Source organism: Paenarthrobacter sp. Z7-10 (assembly GCF_026932795.1).
Taxonomy (GTDB): Bacteria; Actinomycetota; Actinomycetes; order Actinomycetales; family Micrococcaceae; genus Arthrobacter_M.
Map to the genome: position 1 here is coordinate 65,275 of NZ_JADPVH010000003.1, position 14,792 is coordinate 80,066.

The 14,792-nt window shown below is 64.1% G+C and carries 15 protein-coding genes; 10 read left to right on the plus strand and 5 right to left on the minus strand.

All coding sequences use genetic code 11. From position 1 onward, the window contains the following. Positions 1-5: 5 nt before the first annotated feature. The 4 genes from IV498_RS01745 to IV498_RS01760 all read left to right on the plus strand — a co-directional run bounded on the left by IV498_RS01745 (position 6) and on the right by IV498_RS01760 (position 3,790). Positions 6-722 (plus strand): DUF969 domain-containing protein, encoded by a 717-nt coding sequence (locus tag IV498_RS01745; RefSeq protein WP_269044834.1) that lies wholly within the window; start codon positions 6-8, stop codon positions 720-722. Next, positions 719-1,696 carry a DUF979 domain-containing protein gene (locus IV498_RS01750; protein WP_269044835.1) on the plus strand — a complete coding sequence of 326 codons (978 nt, stop codon included), beginning with the start codon at positions 719-721 and terminating at the stop codon, positions 1,694-1,696. The genes IV498_RS01745 and IV498_RS01750 overlap by 4 nt, the downstream gene beginning before the upstream one ends. Positions 1,697-1,702: 6 nt before the next feature. After that, complete coding sequence (locus tag IV498_RS01755) at positions 1,703-2,725, plus strand: DUF2891 family protein (protein ID WP_269044836.1); 1,023 nt, start codon at positions 1,703-1,705, stop codon at positions 2,723-2,725. Positions 2,726-2,872: 147 nt separating this feature from the next. Further along, a complete protein-coding gene (locus tag IV498_RS01760; RefSeq protein ID WP_269044837.1) occupies positions 2,873-3,790 on the plus strand; it encodes a cation diffusion facilitator family transporter in 918 nt (305 codons plus the stop codon). 72 nt (positions 3,791-3,862) lie between these two features. Here the strand turns inward: IV498_RS01760 and pgm are convergent, their stop codons facing one another. Further along, positions 3,863-5,533, minus strand: a complete 1,671-nt coding sequence (gene pgm / locus IV498_RS01765; protein WP_269044838.1) for a phosphoglucomutase (alpha-D-glucose-1,6-bisphosphate-dependent) — start codon at positions 5,531-5,533, stop codon at positions 3,863-3,865. 168 nt (positions 5,534-5,701) lie between these two features. Between pgm and IV498_RS01770 the strand changes: the two genes are divergently transcribed. Next, positions 5,702-6,235, plus strand: coding sequence for a DUF4190 domain-containing protein (locus tag IV498_RS01770; RefSeq protein ID WP_269044839.1), 534 nt, complete (start codon positions 5,702-5,704; stop codon positions 6,233-6,235). A gap of 248 nt (positions 6,236-6,483) precedes the next feature. Here IV498_RS01770 and IV498_RS01775 read toward each other — a convergent pair whose 3' ends face one another. After that, positions 6,484-7,953, minus strand: coding sequence for a peptide MFS transporter (locus tag IV498_RS01775; RefSeq protein WP_269044840.1), 1,470 nt, complete (start codon positions 7,951-7,953; stop codon positions 6,484-6,486). 64 nt (positions 7,954-8,017) lie between these two features. Beyond that, the gene (locus IV498_RS01780; RefSeq protein ID WP_269044841.1) at positions 8,018-8,761 is read right to left on the minus strand and encodes a Type 1 glutamine amidotransferase-like domain-containing protein; all 744 of its coding nucleotides are present in this window, start codon (positions 8,759-8,761) and stop codon (positions 8,018-8,020) included. Between the two features lie 84 nt (positions 8,762-8,845). On the opposite strand from IV498_RS01780, the gene IV498_RS01785 reads away from it, so the two are divergent. The 3 genes from IV498_RS01785 (at position 8,846) to IV498_RS01795 (ending at position 10,652) form a co-directional block, all read left to right on the plus strand. Further along, entirely contained in the window at positions 8,846-9,205 is a 360-nt protein-coding gene (locus IV498_RS01785) for a rhodanese-like domain-containing protein (RefSeq protein WP_269044842.1), read from the plus strand. Positions 9,206-9,298: 93 nt separating this feature from the next. Next, complete coding sequence (pheA, locus tag IV498_RS01790; RefSeq protein WP_269044843.1) at positions 9,299-10,258, plus strand: prephenate dehydratase; 960 nt, start codon at positions 9,299-9,301, stop codon at positions 10,256-10,258. Positions 10,259-10,421: 163 nt separating this feature from the next. Then, positions 10,422-10,652, plus strand: coding sequence for a hypothetical protein (locus IV498_RS01795; RefSeq protein WP_269044844.1), 231 nt, complete (start codon positions 10,422-10,424; stop codon positions 10,650-10,652). On the opposite strand, the gene IV498_RS01800 is transcribed toward IV498_RS01795, so the two are convergent. Beyond that, positions 10,632-11,732: a diacylglycerol/lipid kinase family protein gene (locus IV498_RS01800; protein ID WP_269044845.1), complete on the minus strand. Its 1,101-nt coding sequence runs from the start codon at positions 11,730-11,732 to the stop codon at positions 10,632-10,634. The two genes, IV498_RS01795 and IV498_RS01800, sit on opposite strands and share 21 nt — an antisense overlap. 99 nt (positions 11,733-11,831) lie before the next feature. Here IV498_RS01800 and serS point away from each other — a divergent pair, with 99 nt between their 5' ends. Further along, positions 11,832-13,118 (plus strand): serine--tRNA ligase, encoded by a 1,287-nt coding sequence (serS, locus tag IV498_RS01805; protein WP_269044846.1) that lies wholly within the window; start codon positions 11,832-11,834, stop codon positions 13,116-13,118. A gap of 166 nt (positions 13,119-13,284) precedes the next feature. Further along, positions 13,285-14,130, plus strand: coding sequence for an HAD family hydrolase (locus tag IV498_RS01810; RefSeq protein WP_269044847.1), 846 nt, complete (start codon positions 13,285-13,287; stop codon positions 14,128-14,130). Between the two features lie 96 nt (positions 14,131-14,226). Here the strand turns inward: IV498_RS01810 and IV498_RS01815 are convergent, their stop codons facing one another. After that, positions 14,227-14,715, minus strand: coding sequence for an inorganic diphosphatase (locus IV498_RS01815; protein ID WP_269044848.1), 489 nt, complete (start codon positions 14,713-14,715; stop codon positions 14,227-14,229). Between the last annotated feature and the right edge of the window lie 77 nt (positions 14,716-14,792).

Genomic DNA, 14,792 nt, shown 5'->3' on the forward strand with positions numbered 1-14,792 from the left:
GAAATATGCTGGTGCTCATAGGTGTGGCCCTGGTGATAATCGGTTTTGCGCTGAGGATGAATCCGCTGCTGGTTGTTACCATCGCGGGCATAGTCACCGCGCTGATAGGCGGCCTGACCCCGCTGGAAATTTTGAACTCGTTCGGTTCCGGCTTCGCGAGCAGCCGGTCGGTGACGACTTTCGTCATCGTGCTTCCCATCATTGGGCTGATCGAACGGCTCGGACTGCAGCAGCAGGCCAAACGGCTGATCTCCAAACTGGCGGGGCTGACGGCCGGTCGCATCCTGGCCGGATACCTGGTGGCACGGCAGGCGACGGCGGCACTGGGGCTGCTCAACGTCGGCGGTACCCCGCAAATGGTCCGACCCCTGATCTATCCAATGGCCGAAGGTGCTGCAGAGGCAAAATACGGTGAGCTGGACGAGAAGATAAAGGACCGGATCAAAGGCCACGCCGCAGCCGCGGACAACGTTGGCGCATTCTTCGCCGAAGACATCTTCGTGGCCGTCGGTTCGATCCTGCTGATCACCTCCTTCGTGGATTCGGCGTATCACCTCCAACTTCAGCCCTTGGAACTGGCGCTGTGGGCCATTCCCAGTGCCATCGCAGCTTTCCTGATCCACGGCTTCCGGCTGCTGCGCCTCGACGGCCAGCTGAACAGGATGGTGGCGGCATCGAGACCGGCCGGAGCCGCCGCGCAGGCCGGAGGCGTCCAGCCATGATCACTTCCGAAGCGCTCTTCTGGCTCATCGGCCTGCTGTTCCTGGCCTTTGCCACCCTCATCGCCGCCGATGCCAAACACCCCAAGCGGTGGACCAGCGCGGCTTTCTGGGGACTGATAGGTTTTTCCTTCATCTACGGCACATGGGTGCAGGCGAAGCAGGTGCCGGCCTGGACGTTGGGCGCAATGGTACTGGCGATGGTTGTCCTGGGCTCCAGCCGAAAACTGCTGACCGCCGGCGTCGTACCCACCACATCGGTGCCGCAGCGCGAAGCGTCAGCGAAGCAGTTTGGCAACAAGCTCTTTATCCCGGCCCTGTGCATTCCCGTCGTGGCCGTGCTCGTGACCCTGCTGGCGCCGGTGGTCAAGATCGGCGGAACTCCGCTCATCGATCCCACCAGCGGCACGCTGATCGGGCTGGGACTGGGCGCCGTCGTCGCCCTGCTGGTAGGCCTGGGGCTGCTCAAGCCTAAGCCGTCCGCCGCCCCGCTTTTCGAGGGCCGCCGGATCCTGGAGACCATCGGCTGGGCCGCGATCCTGCCGCAGATGCTCTCCATCCTGGGCATCCTCTTTACCCAGGCCGGTGTGGGCACGGCGGTGGGAAAGGTGATGGGCGCCATCGTCCCGGACGGGGTGCTCATCTTCGCCGTGATCGCCTATTGCGTGGGCATGGCCCTTTTCACGGTGCTGATGGGCAATGCCTTCGCGGCGTTCCCCATCATGACTGCGGCGATAGGCTGGCCGCTGCTGATCCTGGTGTTCCACGGCAACCCTGCCACCGTTTTTGCCGTGGGCATGCTCGCCGGCTTCTGCGGTACTCTGACCACTCCGATGGCGGCGAACTTCAACCTGGTACCGCCGGCGCTGCTGGAAATGAAGAACCGCTACGGCGTGATCAGGGCCCAGCTCCCCACCGCCGGATGCATGCTGGTGGCCAACATTGCAATCATGTTCTTCTTCGGATTCCCAAAGTAGGCGGCTATGGACTTCACGGCTTCAAAAAATCAACTGGCTCCGGTGTATGCCGGTATCGTGCGGGAAAATCTGTCGCAGAAGTACCCGTACCACGTGCAGCACCTTGTCTCCGGTCCGGCGGACAACGCTCTGCCGCAGGAGCTCTATCCAGCGTTCCACACGTCCTACGACTGGCATTCGTGCGTGCACATGCATTGGCTCGGCGTCCGGCTGCTGGACCATGGCCTGCCGCCGGAGTCCGAAACACCGCTGCGGCGGCTGCTTGGAGCCAACCTGACCGAGGCAAACCTTACGGTCGAAGCGGAATACGTCCGCGGGCACGCCACCTTCGAGCGGCCATACGGCTGGGCGTGGGCGGCGCGGCTTGCGGCTGCGTGCCAGACGTTCGACGACGACGACGGCAGGCGTTGGCGCGCGGCCCTGGAACCCCGGGTTGAGGCGGTCTATGCCCAGGCCCTTCCGTGGGCTGCCAAGATTGCGCACCCGGTGCGCCACGGTGTCCATTCCAATACGGCCTTTGGCCTGATGCTGCTGATCGATGCCGCCGGAGCGCTGGGACGGAACAAGGAAGCGGAGGACCTGGGCCGTGCTGCGGTCCGGCTGTTCGGTGCGGACCGGAACTGGGCGCAGGAGTGGGAGCTCAGTGGCCAGGACTTTCTTTCCGCCGGGCTATCGGAGGCGGATCTGCTGGCCAGGGTGCTGCCCGCTCCAGCACTGCAGACCTGGCTGGCGGCCTTCCTTCCCGGCCTCGGTGCCGGAGCACCTATCCTCCGACCCGCTGTGGTCACCGATCCCACCGATGCCCAGATGGTGCATCTGGATGGACTCAACCTCTCCCGCGCCGGGGCGCTGCGGCGAATTTCCGCGGCGCTGCGGAAATCCGGCGCCGACGAGGAAGCCGGGCGACTGGACAGTGCCGCAACGGAACTGCTGGAGTTGGGGCTGCGCGCCGTTCTGACGGAGGAATTCGTTTCATCGCACTGGCTGGCGTCCTTCGCCTGGGACGCCCTGGACTCCTCCGGGTCGTAGGGCTGCCCGGACTGGGTGCACTCCGCTCCGCACGGCTCGACGCCGCACGCGAGGCCCGGGAATCAGGCAGTTCGTCCGCGGCGCTGGTCCTGACCCCTGGGCGGATCGGCCCCGGTCCAAGGCTGCCGTGCCACGTAGGATTGAGCCATGGCCGGACATGATCACGCGCACCACACCGGCAGCCCCCATCCCGGACGGCTCAGTGTCGCGCTGTGCATCACCGGAGTCGTCTTTGTGCTGCAGTTGGTGGGCGCATGGCTGACAGGGTCATTGGCGCTGCTGTTCGACTCGGCCCACGTCCTTACAGATGCGGCCGGGCTGGGAATGGCCCTGCTCGCCGCGCGCCTCGCCGTCCGTCCGGCCTCGGACCGCAGAACATGGGGCTTTGCCCGCGCCGAAGTCCTCGCAGCTACCGCCCAGGCCGCGGTGCTGCTCGCCGTCGGGCTGGTGGTGCTGGTGGAGGGGGTTCAGCGTCTGATCAATCCCAGCCCGATCGCCTCAACCGAAATGGCCGTGTTCGGGGCGGTGGGACTGCTGGGCAACATACTGTCCCTGGCCGTGTTGTTCGGCGCCCGGCACGCTAACTTCAACCTGCGGGCGGCGTTTCTTGAGGTGCTGAGCGACGCACTGGGCTCGGTCGCAGTGATTGCCGCCGCCGTCGTCATCGGCCTGACCGGCTGGTTGCAGGCGGACGCCGTCGTCGCCCTGCTGATCGGAACGCTGATCCTGCCCCGCACCTTCCGGCTGCTGCTGGACACCATCCGCGTGCTGCTGGAATCAACGCCGCGCGGACTTGAGCTTTCCACCGTCCGGGAGCACATTCTTCGCGTACCGCACGTGCTGTCGGTCCACGATCTGCACGTCAGCCAGATCGCCAGCGGACTGCCCGTGCTCACGGCGCACGTAGTGGTGGACGACGGCTGCTTCACTGATGGTCATGTGCCGCGGCTGCTCGATCAGCTGCAGCAGTGCGTGGCGGGGCACTTCCAGATCAGCATCGAGCACTCCACGTTTCAGCTGGAGCCGGCCAGCCACGCGGGCCACGAACACGGCGTGCACACCTAACCAGTGCATCGGCCCGTCCGCCGGCGGGCAAGCAATCGGCCAATGGCTGGGCTGCGGACACGGACCAGGTGCCTAGCCGTTGACTGAGTCCCCTGAGATCACCTGATCCACCAGCGCCTTGGCCTCCGCCTGGACCTGTGCCAGATGCTCCGGTCCTTTGAAGGACTCCGCATAAATCTTGTACACATCCTCGGTACCGGAAGGGCGGGCGGCGAACCAGGCGCTCTCCGTGGTCACCTTGAGCCCGCCAATAGCGGCGCCATTGCCGGGTGCCTCGGTCAGCTTGGCGGTAATGTCCTCGCCGGCCAGCGTTGTTGCCTGGACATCGGCAGCGGCAAGCCGTCCGAGTGCGGCCTTTTGTTCCCGGCTGGCCGGTGCGTCAATCCGGGCATACGACGGCGAGCCGAACTTCGCGGTCAGCTCGCCATAGTGCTGCGAAGGGGTCTTGCCTGTGACGGCCGTTATCTCAGAGGCCAACAGGGCCAGCAGAATACCGTCCTTATCCGTGGTCCAGACCGATCCGTCCTTCTTCACGAAGGATGCTCCGGCGGATTCCTCGCCACCGAAGACGCCCTCGCCGGACAGCAGGCCCGGAACAAACCACTTAAATCCAACCGGCACCTCCACCAGCTTGCGTCCCAGATCGGCCGCCACGCGGTCAATGATCGAGGACGAGACCAAGGTCTTACCCACGCTGGCTGAGGAGGGCCACTGCTTCCGATGGGTGTAAAGGTAGTCGATGGCAACGGCCAGGTAAGAATTAGGGTTCATCAGTCCGGCATCAGGAGTGACAATGCCGTGTCTGTCGGCGTCGGCGTCGTTTCCGGTGGCGATGTCGTAGCGGGCACCGGATTCGAGCAGCTCGATCAGCGAGGCCATAGCAGCGGGGGAGGAGCAGTCCATTCGGATTTTCTCGTCCCAGTCCAAGGTCATGAAGGCCCACTGCGGATCGACGGTGGGATTGATCACGGTGAGGTCCAGGTTATGGCGCTCGCCGATCTCCCCCCAATAGTCCACGGATGCGCCGCCCATAGGATCGGCACCGATACGCACCCCGGCACTGCGCACGGCATCCAGGTCGAGCACGGAGGGAAGGTCATCGACGTAACTGCTCAGGAAATCGAACTTGCCGGTACTCCCGGCGCTCAGTGCTTCCGGCAGGGGCACCCGTTTGACGCCCTGCAGGCCGGTTTCCAGCAGTTCGTTGGCCCGGCCGGCAATCCATCCGGTGGCGTCGGTATCCGCGGGACCGCCGTGCGGCGGATTGTATTTGAAGCCGCCATCGGCCGGTGGATTGTGCGAGGGAGTGACCACGATGCCATCGGCTTTGCCGGATGCGGCAGCGGCGGCCGAACGGTTATAGCGCAGGATCGCATGCGAGAGCGCGGGCGTGGGCGTGTAGCCGTGGCGGGCGTCGATCAGCACGTGGACCCCGTTGCCAGCCAACACCTCCAGGGCGGTGTTCTGGGCCGGCTCGCTCAGCGCGTGGGTGTCTTTGGCCAGGAACAATGGTCCGGAAAAACCCTGCCCGGCGCGGTATTCCACGATGGCCTGCGTGATGGCGGCGATGTGTGCCTCGTTGAAGGAGGCCCGGAGGCTGGAACCGCGGTGGCCGGATGTGCCAAAGGCAACCCGCTGGCCGGGGTCGGCTGGATCCGGCCGGACGTCGTAATACGCGTCCAGCAGGGCCGTGACGTCAACAAGGTCGGAAGGAAGGGCAACTGTGCCCGCGCGGCTAGCCATGGGTCCAGCATGCCAGAGTGTCGGGTCGATTGGCAGCCGTAAGCCGTCCGGGCCGCTTGCACAGCAAACATCCACGCTCTGCTTCACCGGCTTGGAACTGCTCTGCTTCACCGGCTTCGAACTGCTCTACTATGAGGGACACGAGACAACCACAAAGGGGAGATTACCGTGACGCACGAGCCAGGCCAGCCCGATCCGTGGAAAGCTGGTCAGCCGCCGGCGGGCGACCAGCCATTGGACGGTTCCGATTCTGAGCGGGACACCAACCGGCCCGTGCCGCCATCGAATCCCTACGCCCACCCACAGCAGTTTCAGCCACCAGCGCCGCAGTACGGCCAGCAATCCGGACAGCAGTATGGACAAGACACGTACGGCCAGATCCAGCAGCCGGGCGGATACGGCGCACCGTATGCGCAGCCACCGTATTACACCGCACCGCAGCCCAAGGTGCTCAGCCTGACCAGCATGATCTTGGGCATTGCTTCCTTTGTTGGTTTCGGTTTCTTGATCCTGCCGCAGATTGCCGCCGTCATCACCGGTCATATGGGGCTGAAACGGGAACAGCCGCAGGGCAAAGGCTTCGCCATCGCCGGGTTAGTCCTGGGCTATCTGACGTTGCTGGGTTACGCGGCTTTATGGATCCTTATTATCGTCGCGGTCCTGAACGCGGCCTCCCACCCCGACTTCGACTATAACCAGTGATCCTGCGGCGAAGAGACCCAGGCTGCCGGATCGAAGCGGGAACAGCAATCCGATAACGCCGATGGCAGCGTTGCTCCGCGTAACAGGGAGCAGCGCTGCCATCGTTGTCGAAAGGGTGCATCGGATTTGGTGCCCCTGACCTGGGAACGCGACCCGGGAACGCGATCTGGGAACGTGACCCGGGCGGGTGATCCGGGAACATTATCCCGGAACGTCATTTGGCGCCCGTTATTTTGGGCGCGTCGCCGTTAGTGCACGCCCGCCATCAGGCGCTTGATGGGCTTGGCCGACAACAACAGCACTACGCCGAGGATGATGGCAATGATTCCGATCGAGGCGAAGTATGGCGCACCGTTCTTCTCGTCGTAGTACCCCGCAAAGACTCCGGACAATGCCGAACCGAGGGAGACGGACAGGAAGAACAGCGCCACCATCTGTGTCCGGAACGCACGGGGTGCCAGTTTGGTTGCCAGCGACAGGCCAACCGGGGACAGCATCAGTTCGGCAATCGTGAACAGGAACAGGATCCACACGAGGCCCAGCAGCGGTACGGACGCCATGCCGGACAAGGGCAGGAAGCTCAGGTAGGCCAGGCCCATGACGACCAGTGCGATGGCGAACTTGGTGGGGGTGCGCGGCTGACGGGATCCTAAACGGGTCCACAGGGCCGCGAAAATGCCGGCAAAGATGATGATGAACACCGGGTTGATGGACTGGGTCCAGCTCGGCGGCATCTCCCACCCGAAAATGACCCGGTTCAACCGCACATCCGAGTAGACGGCCAGCACGGTGAATTGCTGCTGGAAGAGTGACCAGAAGGCTGCGCTGGCAATGAACAGCGGGATGAATGAGAGCACCCGGCTGCGCTCCACCTTGTCCACCTTTGGACTGGAAAGAATGACGACAAAGTAGGCAATCGTGGCCAGCACCACGATGCCGACAATGACCCATTTGAGGTTGGAGACAGTCACCAGATGGGTGAGCACGGCGATCACAATGAGAACGACGGCGGCCACGGCGATGCCGATCATCATTCTGTATTTGCTGCGCGGCAGCGGGTTGGGGACGTGGTGCGCATCGGCGGGCAGGTTCTTGCGGGTCAAGGCGTACTGGGTCAGGCCGACCGCCATCCCCACGGCGGCGGCACCGAAGCCGTAGTGGAAGCCGAGGTTAACCTGCAGCCACCCGGTCAGCAGCGGACCGACCAAGGCACCGATGTTGATGCCCATGTAAAAAATGGAGAATCCTGCGTCCCGGCGATCATCATCGGGCTTGTACAGTGAACCAACCAGCGAAGTGGCATTGGCTTTCAGCCCACCGGACCCGATTCCCACCATGAGCAGGCCAACGGTCAGCCCCACGGCCCCGGGCAGCACGGCGAGGGAAATATGTCCGAGCATGATCAGCGCAGCACTGTAGAACAGGACGCGTTCCGCTCCGAGCAACCTGTCGGCTACCCAGGCGCCAAGAATGGTGGACAGATAAACTCCACCACCATAGGCACCGACGATGCCCAGCGCGACACCCTGGTCGATGCCCAGGCCGCCCTTCGTGACGGAAAAGTACATGTAGTAGGCAAGGATCCCCTGCATACCGTAAAAGGAGAAGCGCTCCCAAAGTTCAACGCTGAACAGGTTGAGGAGCATTTTTGGTTGACCAAAAAAGGACCTGTCGGTGGACGGTCCAGGGGACTGGGCGGAGGTATTTGTTGTACTCACTTACCCTATTTTTGCATCTTCCCGGCGATCAGTGGCACGGATGGACGTATTGCCAGCCCAAATCTCAGCTCAGCAGCCTCGGCTCCAACCGCCTTTCCGAGGCCATGGCATCCGGTCCTTCGCCGGCTGTCCGGGTCACGATGTACGCTCCCTTGCCCGCGGTTTCGGTGACCGCCTCCAGCAGCGTGGTGCCGGAGTAAACCAAGCCGACGCCGTCTTCGGTGCAGTGCGTTTCTCCCAGCGTTCCGGCGGAAACCAGCTGGTGGACCAGCGGGCGCCGGCGCTCCTCGGAGTCGTAGTGCACGCCGTTGTCGAACGGCAGTAGGCCCAGAGCATTGGTGACAGGCTGCAGTGTGGGTCCGAAGGAATCTGTGGTGCCGCCCCGGAACCAGCAGATGGACCCTGCGGAGACGCCTGCCAGCACCACCCCCGCCTGCCATACCCGACGGAATACCGCATCCAGTCCATGCAGCCGCCACAGTGCCAGCAGGTTGGCGACAGAGCCGCCGTTCACCCAGACCAGGTCCTGGCTCAACAGGTGGTCCTCCATGTCATCCAAATTCGGCATCGGGAAGAGGTTCAGGTGGGTGAGCTGGAATCCCGTCAACCGGGCGGCCTCATCCAGTTCGTTGTTGAACCAGCGCTGATCCCCGGACGCAGTGCCCAAGTGGGTGACGCGGGGACTGCGGCCGGAGACGCCGGAGAGATCAACGCCGTGGTGAACCAGGGAATTGAACTCGATCCGGGTCCGGTAGCCGGGCTTGTACCCGCCGGAGGTAGCCAGGATGGTGGGCTGGTCCGCGGTCATTTATTACCTCTTCCAGTCTGCGGTGCGGGCCCTCGGCGATAGGCTGGGGGAAGAAAACCGTTTCAGCGGCAGGAGGACCCGACTATGACAGACATTACCAACGTCGAAGTGACGGCCGTGCAAGCGGACGGTCATTGGGGCGCAGCTGCACCCGCCGGCGCAGTGCGCGTGCTGGACGTCCGTGAAGACTATGAGTGGCAGGCCGGACATATCCCAGGGGCCCTGCACATCCCGGTGGACCTGATACCGGAACGGCTTGATGATCTGGACCCGGACCAGGATCTGCAGGTCATTTGCCGCAGCGGCGGCCGATCCGCCCGGGTGACGGCATGGCTGAATAACAACGGATACTCTGCGGTCAACGTCAGCGGAGGGATGGGCGCCTGGCAGGACGCCGGGCTGCCTATGGTGTCCGAAGATGGGCAACCTCCGACCGTCAAATAGCGGCCAACCGGCGCAGGCCGCCAGTACACCCCGTATACCCCGTGCACGCGGGCCACCAGGGCTTCAATCCCTTTCCGTGACAGGTACACAACCATGACAAGCGCACATCCTCAAGCAGGCCCGACCTACACCTTTTTGGGACCGGAGGGTACGTTCAGCGAGGCAGCCCTGTTGGAAGTGCCTGGGGCAGCCCAGGCACACCGGATTCCGTCCGGCAGCGCCGCCGACGCGTTGGATAAGGTGCGCGCCGGCGAAGCCGATGCTGCCATGCTCCCGATCGAAAACTCCATCGAGGGAGGGGTTTCCGCCACTCTTGACGCGATCGCCAACGGGCAGAACCTGAGGATCCTGCGGGAAGTTATCGTGCCTGTGACGTTTGTGCTGCTGGCCGCTGAAGGAATTGGACTGCGGGATGTGAGGCGCGTTGGCACTCACCCGCACGCCTGGGCACAGACACGCGGCTGGGTCCGCGCGAACATGCCCGCAGTGGAATACGTGCCCGCAAATTCGACCGCTGCCGCGGCGTACGAACTGCTGGCATCCGCCGGGTCCTCCTACCAGGCCGCCATTTGTGCCCCGATCGTGGCGCGGCACACCGGGCTGAAGGTGCTTGCAGCCGGCATCGAGGACAACGCCGGGGCGGTGACCCGGTTCGTCCTGGTGGGTCGGCCCGGTCCGCTGCCGGCAGCGACCGGGGCGGACAAGACCACCGTCGCCATCCCGCTGCCGGAGGACCATCCCGGCGCCCTGATGCAGATCCTGGACCAGTTCGCCTCCCGGGGGGTGAACCTGAGCCGGATCGAATCCCGGCCCACCGGGCAGTTTCTGGGGCACTACTTCTTCAGCATCGATGCGGACGGGCACATCTCCGATGCGCGGATGGCGGATGCGCTCAGTGGTCTGCACCGGATCAGCCCCAACCTGCGGTTCCTGGGCTCCTATCCGCGTGCGGACGCGCAGGCGCCGGTGGTCGAACCGCACACGAGCGATGACGCGTTCCAGCAGGCGCAGCTGTGGGTGCAGGAACTCCTGGCGGACCGTTCCGGGTCCTGAACGATCCGGCGCTCACCTTGGGTGCCGCCGCCAGGGCGGCCTGGACGCCGCATGGCCGATCGCTTCTGGTGAACGGCCGAAGTGGAATTCTTCGCGCTGCGCCGCAGTAAGTATGCTGTCCTTACCCCTTGATGGGGAAAGAACAGCGACGAAAGGGGCTCCAATGAGCAACACCGAAGAAAATCCGGACGGCTCAATCGTCAATCCAGACATCGGCTACCAGCGCGATGACTCCGTGGGCGACGCCGCGGATGACGCCAATGACATGCGCTTCAGCGAGGAGCAGCAGCTGATCAACGAGCAGGTTCGCCTGGACCGGGAGCGGCATGAGCGCGAAGGTTCTCAGACTCCCGCCTCGGCCAGCGACGACACTTCAGCGGCCGCGGGCGAATAAATCCGGACCAGCATCAGGCTCCAATTGCTGAGCCTTAACCCGCATCAGCAACGAGCCAGGCTCGACGGCGACGGTCACCTTTGTCGCCTTGCCGGACGGATCGCCGTCGAGCTGGGTTTCCTCGGGAACGGCCGTGCGGATGGTGACCGTGCGCGAACGGTAATAATCGATCACCGGAAGTTTGCCCTTGTGCTTGAACAGGATTTTCAGTGACACCGCAATCCACCCGATGGCACTGCGCGGGCTGACCACCACCACGTCCAGGACGCCGTCGTCGATCAGAGCGTTGGGGATGAAATCGATGCCGCCCGGCAACAGACCGCAGTTGGCGAAAAGGACGCTGCGGACCTTGCGCTGCTGCGGGGACTCCCCATCGAGGGCGATGTTGACCTTCTTACGGCGGCCCGGAAGATGCCTCACGCCGGCCTCGCTGTAGGCGAGCCAGCCCACGAATTTTTTCAGCCCCGCATTGGTGTCGGCCACCACCTCGGCGTCCATCCCCACCCCGGCGATCACCAGGAACGTATGCCGTGAGCTGGTTCCGCTGACCGAGTTTTCGATCAACATCGTCGCGGTGTCGATATGGCGCTGGTGGCCGAACAGGGCGGTCTGGACGTTGCCATGGATGTCATTGACGTCCAGATCGAGGTTGCGGGCCAGCAGATTGCCGGTGCCCAGCGGAATCACGCCCATCGGTTTCTGGGTGTGCGCCAGCACCTCAGCCACCACCCGCACGGTTCCGTCACCACCGCCGACGACGACGACGTCGGCGCCGAATTCGAGGGCTGCACGGGCTTGGGCGTAGCCCGGATCAACAGGGGTCGTTTCCAGGAACAGCGGATCCTCCCAGCCGGCCAGCGCTGCGGAGCGCTGCAGGAAGAGTTTGGCGGCCGCGGCCCCGGCCGCCACTGGATTCAGGATGACAGCGACGCGCTGCTGGCCCGTCTGGCCCTTGTGCGGTATTTCCCCTACCGCGCTTCGGGTGTGTTTCTGCTGCAGTTTGCGCACGCCCCACCAGCTTGCCGTCAGGAACAGCAGCGACGCGCAGACGATGATGAGGACCAGAACCCAAGTTGGCATGATTCTCTAACAATAGCGGCCAACCATAGGCCACCCGACCGCGTGCTGCCCCCGTTCGACTCGTTCCGGCAGGTCCGCGGGATTCGATACCCTTAGACCGTGATCGATGTCAAAGACCTCAGCGAAAACCCCGAAAAATACCGTGCCAGTCAGCGTGCGCGCGGTGCCGACGAATCGGTCGTCGAGGCGATCGCCGCGGCCGAGGCGGGCCGCCGGAACGCGATCAGCTTCCACGAGGGACTTCGTGCCGAGCAGAATGCCTTTGGCAAGCGGGTGGCCAAGGCGACGGGCGGGGAAAAGCAGGCCCTGCTGGCCGAGGTCAAGGACCTTGCTTCCCGGGTCAAAGCAGCCTCGGCGGAGGCGGACGCGGCCCAAGCCGGCCAGGACGTCCTGGTCCGCGGCATGGCCAACTTGGTCTCGCCCGGCGTTCCGGCTGGCGGCGAGGACGACTACGTCGTGCTCAAAACCGTGGGCACCCCCCGCGACTTCGCAGCTGAGGGCTTCGCGCCCAAAGACCACTTGGAAATCGGTGAGCTGATCGGTGCCATCGACATGGCGCGCGGTGCCAAGGTATCCGGTTCACGGTTCTACTTCCTGCGCGGCGTCGGCGCCCGACTCGAAATCGCCCTTCTGCAGCTGGCCATGGATCAGGCCATCTCGGCTGGATTTGTCCCGATGATTACCCCCACGCTGGTCCGGCCCGAGACCATGGCCGGCACCGGATTCGACGTCCAGCATGACGCCGAAATCTATCGGCTCGCTGAGGATGACCTGTACTTGGTGGGAACCTCGGAAGTGGCGCTGGCCGGCTACCATGGGGACGAAATCCTGGACCTCTCGAACGGACCGCTGCGCTACGCGGGCTGGTCCTCCTGCTACCGCCGGGAAGCAGGCTCGCACGGCAAGGACACCCGCGGCATCATCCGCGTTCACCAGTTCAACAAGGTGGAAATGTTCAGTTATGTTCCCGTGGAGGAAGCCGAAGCGGAGCACCAGCGCCTGCTCGCCTGGGAGGAGGAAATGCTCGCCAAGGTGGAGTTGCCCTACCGGGTCATCGACACGGCGGCCGGGGATCTCGGTATGTCGGCGGCACGCAAATTCGACTGTGAGGCCTGGATTCCCACTCAGGGCGACTATCGGGAGCTCACCTCCACCTCGAACTGCACCACCTTCCAGGCACGGCGGCTCAATATCCGCGAACGGCAGGCCTCCGAAGATGGCGGCAAGGGCGGAACGCGCGCAGTGGCCACCTTGAATGGCACCCTGGCTACCACGCGCTGGATCGTCGCCATCCTGGAACACCACCAAAACCCGGATGGGTCCGTCACCGTCCCGGCAGCGCTGCGGCGTTACCTCGGCGGTATGGAAGTCTTTCCCGTCCTCTGATTTGTCTTCATCCGCTGCTGGGCCGGCCCACCGACCCGGCTTGCGTGCACGACCGTGGCCCCACCCGTCCGTCAGCGGGCTGGTCTGGAGTGGAAATTCATCCCCGGTTCACCCCGCATCCGGCCTGGATCCTAGGCAGCGGCCGTCGCGTCTGTTTCACTGGAGTATGACTACCTTGACTGAATCCCCAGTCTCTGGCACCGATGACCAGAGGAACGGAACAACGAAATACCTGATCGCCCTGGACGTGGATGGAACCCTGGTGGATCACGACGGCCGAATGAGCGATGCGGTGCGGGGTGCGGCCCGCGATGTCGTGGCGGCCGGACATGAAGTGATCATCGCAACCGGACGCTCTTTGGGCGCGTTGCTGCCCGTCATAGAGCAAATCGGACTGGAGCGCGGCTATGGCGTCTGCTCCAACGGCGGTGTCACGCTGCGCCTGGACCCGGACTTGGAAGAGGGTTACCAGGTGGTGCAGCGGGAAACCTTCAATCCACGCCCGGCCCTGACGGCGCTGCGCGACCGGTTGCCCGGCGCCCGCTACGCCCTGGAGGATGCGCAGGGAAATTTCCTCTCGACCGAACGGTTCCAGGACGCGAGTTTTGGCATCGAGGCCCGCGGTGTGGACTTCCATCACCTGCTCGATGCCGAAGCCGTTCGCGTGGTGGTGCACAGCACGGACGCCAGCATGGACGATTTTGCCGCGGCGATTGCAGCCTGCGGCCTGCAGGGGGTGACCTACTCGGTGGGCTGGACCGCCTGGCTGGATATCGCGGCAGCTGGCGTCACGAAGGCCTCCGCGCTGGAGAAGCTGCGCACGCTGCTGGGGATGGATCGTTCGCTCACTGTCGCGGTCGGCGACGGCCGCAACGACATAGAAATGTTGGGCTGGGCGGCCCGTGGGGTCGCCATGGGCCAAGCCGCCGGCGAGGTCCAGGCGGCAGCCGACGAGGTCACTGCGTCGGTGTTCGACGACGGCGCCGCGCACATCCTGCGCAGCCTGCTCTAAGCCCGGCCGCCGTTAACGCTCCGACGCTGCGCGGGCAGCGTCGGAGCGTCAAGAGCGCTGCGTGTGAGTGCAGCAGCCCGTCAATGCTGCTGCCTGTCAGTGGCTTTCGGCGCTGAAGCGGTCGATGGAGGCACTCAGCTCGGCTTCGGCAGCGGCCCTGTCCGCCCAGCCCTCCGCCTTAACCCATTTGCCGGGTTCCAGGTCCTTGTAGCGGCTGAAGAAGTGTTCGATCTCCCTAATCAGGAACTCGTCCACATCCGAGATCTCCTGGATGTGATCAAAGCGTTTGTCGTCCACGACGCACAGCACCTTGGCGTCGCCGCCGCCGTCGTCCGTCATATTGAAGACACCAATGGGGCGGGCCTGAACAACGACGCCCGGGTGCAGGTCGAATTCCTGCAGCAGCACCAGCGCGTCCAGCGGGTCGCCGTCCTCACCGAGAGTGTTGTCGAAGTACCCGTAGTGAGTGGGGTATTGCATGGAGGTGAAAAGTACCCGGTCCAGCCGGATACGTCCGGTTTCGTGGTCCACCTCGTATTTGACGCGAGACCCGCGCGGGATCTCGATGGTGACGTCGTGCTTCATCTGATGCTCCTCAACAGTACTGATTGTTTCCGTCTAATATGAGGATATAGGCGCAATTGCCGCGCCCAAACTTTTGC

What these genes read in the sequence shown, in the direction of transcription:
- IV498_RS01750 (WP_269044835.1), top strand. Translation starts at nt 719, where the DNA reads ATGATCACTTCCGAAGCGCTCTTCTGGCTCATCGGCCTGCTGTTCCTG.
- IV498_RS01785 (WP_269044842.1), top strand. Translation starts at nt 8,846, where the DNA reads ATGACAGACATTACCAACGTCGAAGTGACGGCCGTGCAAGCGGACGGT.
- IV498_RS01780 (WP_269044841.1), bottom strand. Translation starts at nt 8,761, where the DNA reads ATGACCGCGGACCAGCCCACCATCCTGGCTACCTCCGGCGGGTACAAG.
- IV498_RS01810 (WP_269044847.1), top strand. Translation starts at nt 13,285, where the DNA reads ATGACTACCTTGACTGAATCCCCAGTCTCTGGCACCGATGACCAGAGG.
- pheA (WP_269044843.1), top strand. Translation starts at nt 9,299, where the DNA reads ATGACAAGCGCACATCCTCAAGCAGGCCCGACCTACACCTTTTTGGGA.
- IV498_RS01745 (WP_269044834.1), top strand. Translation starts at nt 6, where the DNA reads ATGCTGGTGCTCATAGGTGTGGCCCTGGTGATAATCGGTTTTGCGCTG.
- IV498_RS01800 (WP_269044845.1), bottom strand. Translation starts at nt 11,732, where the DNA reads ATGCCAACTTGGGTTCTGGTCCTCATCATCGTCTGCGCGTCGCTGCTG.
- IV498_RS01795 (WP_269044844.1), top strand. Translation starts at nt 10,422, where the DNA reads ATGAGCAACACCGAAGAAAATCCGGACGGCTCAATCGTCAATCCAGAC.
- pgm (WP_269044838.1), bottom strand. Translation starts at nt 5,533, where the DNA reads ATGGCTAGCCGCGCGGGCACAGTTGCCCTTCCTTCCGACCTTGTTGAC.
- IV498_RS01755 (WP_269044836.1), top strand. Translation starts at nt 1,703, where the DNA reads ATGGACTTCACGGCTTCAAAAAATCAACTGGCTCCGGTGTATGCCGGT.
- IV498_RS01815 (WP_269044848.1), bottom strand. Translation starts at nt 14,715, where the DNA reads ATGAAGCACGACGTCACCATCGAGATCCCGCGCGGGTCTCGCGTCAAA.
- IV498_RS01760 (WP_269044837.1), top strand. Translation starts at nt 2,873, where the DNA reads ATGGCCGGACATGATCACGCGCACCACACCGGCAGCCCCCATCCCGGA.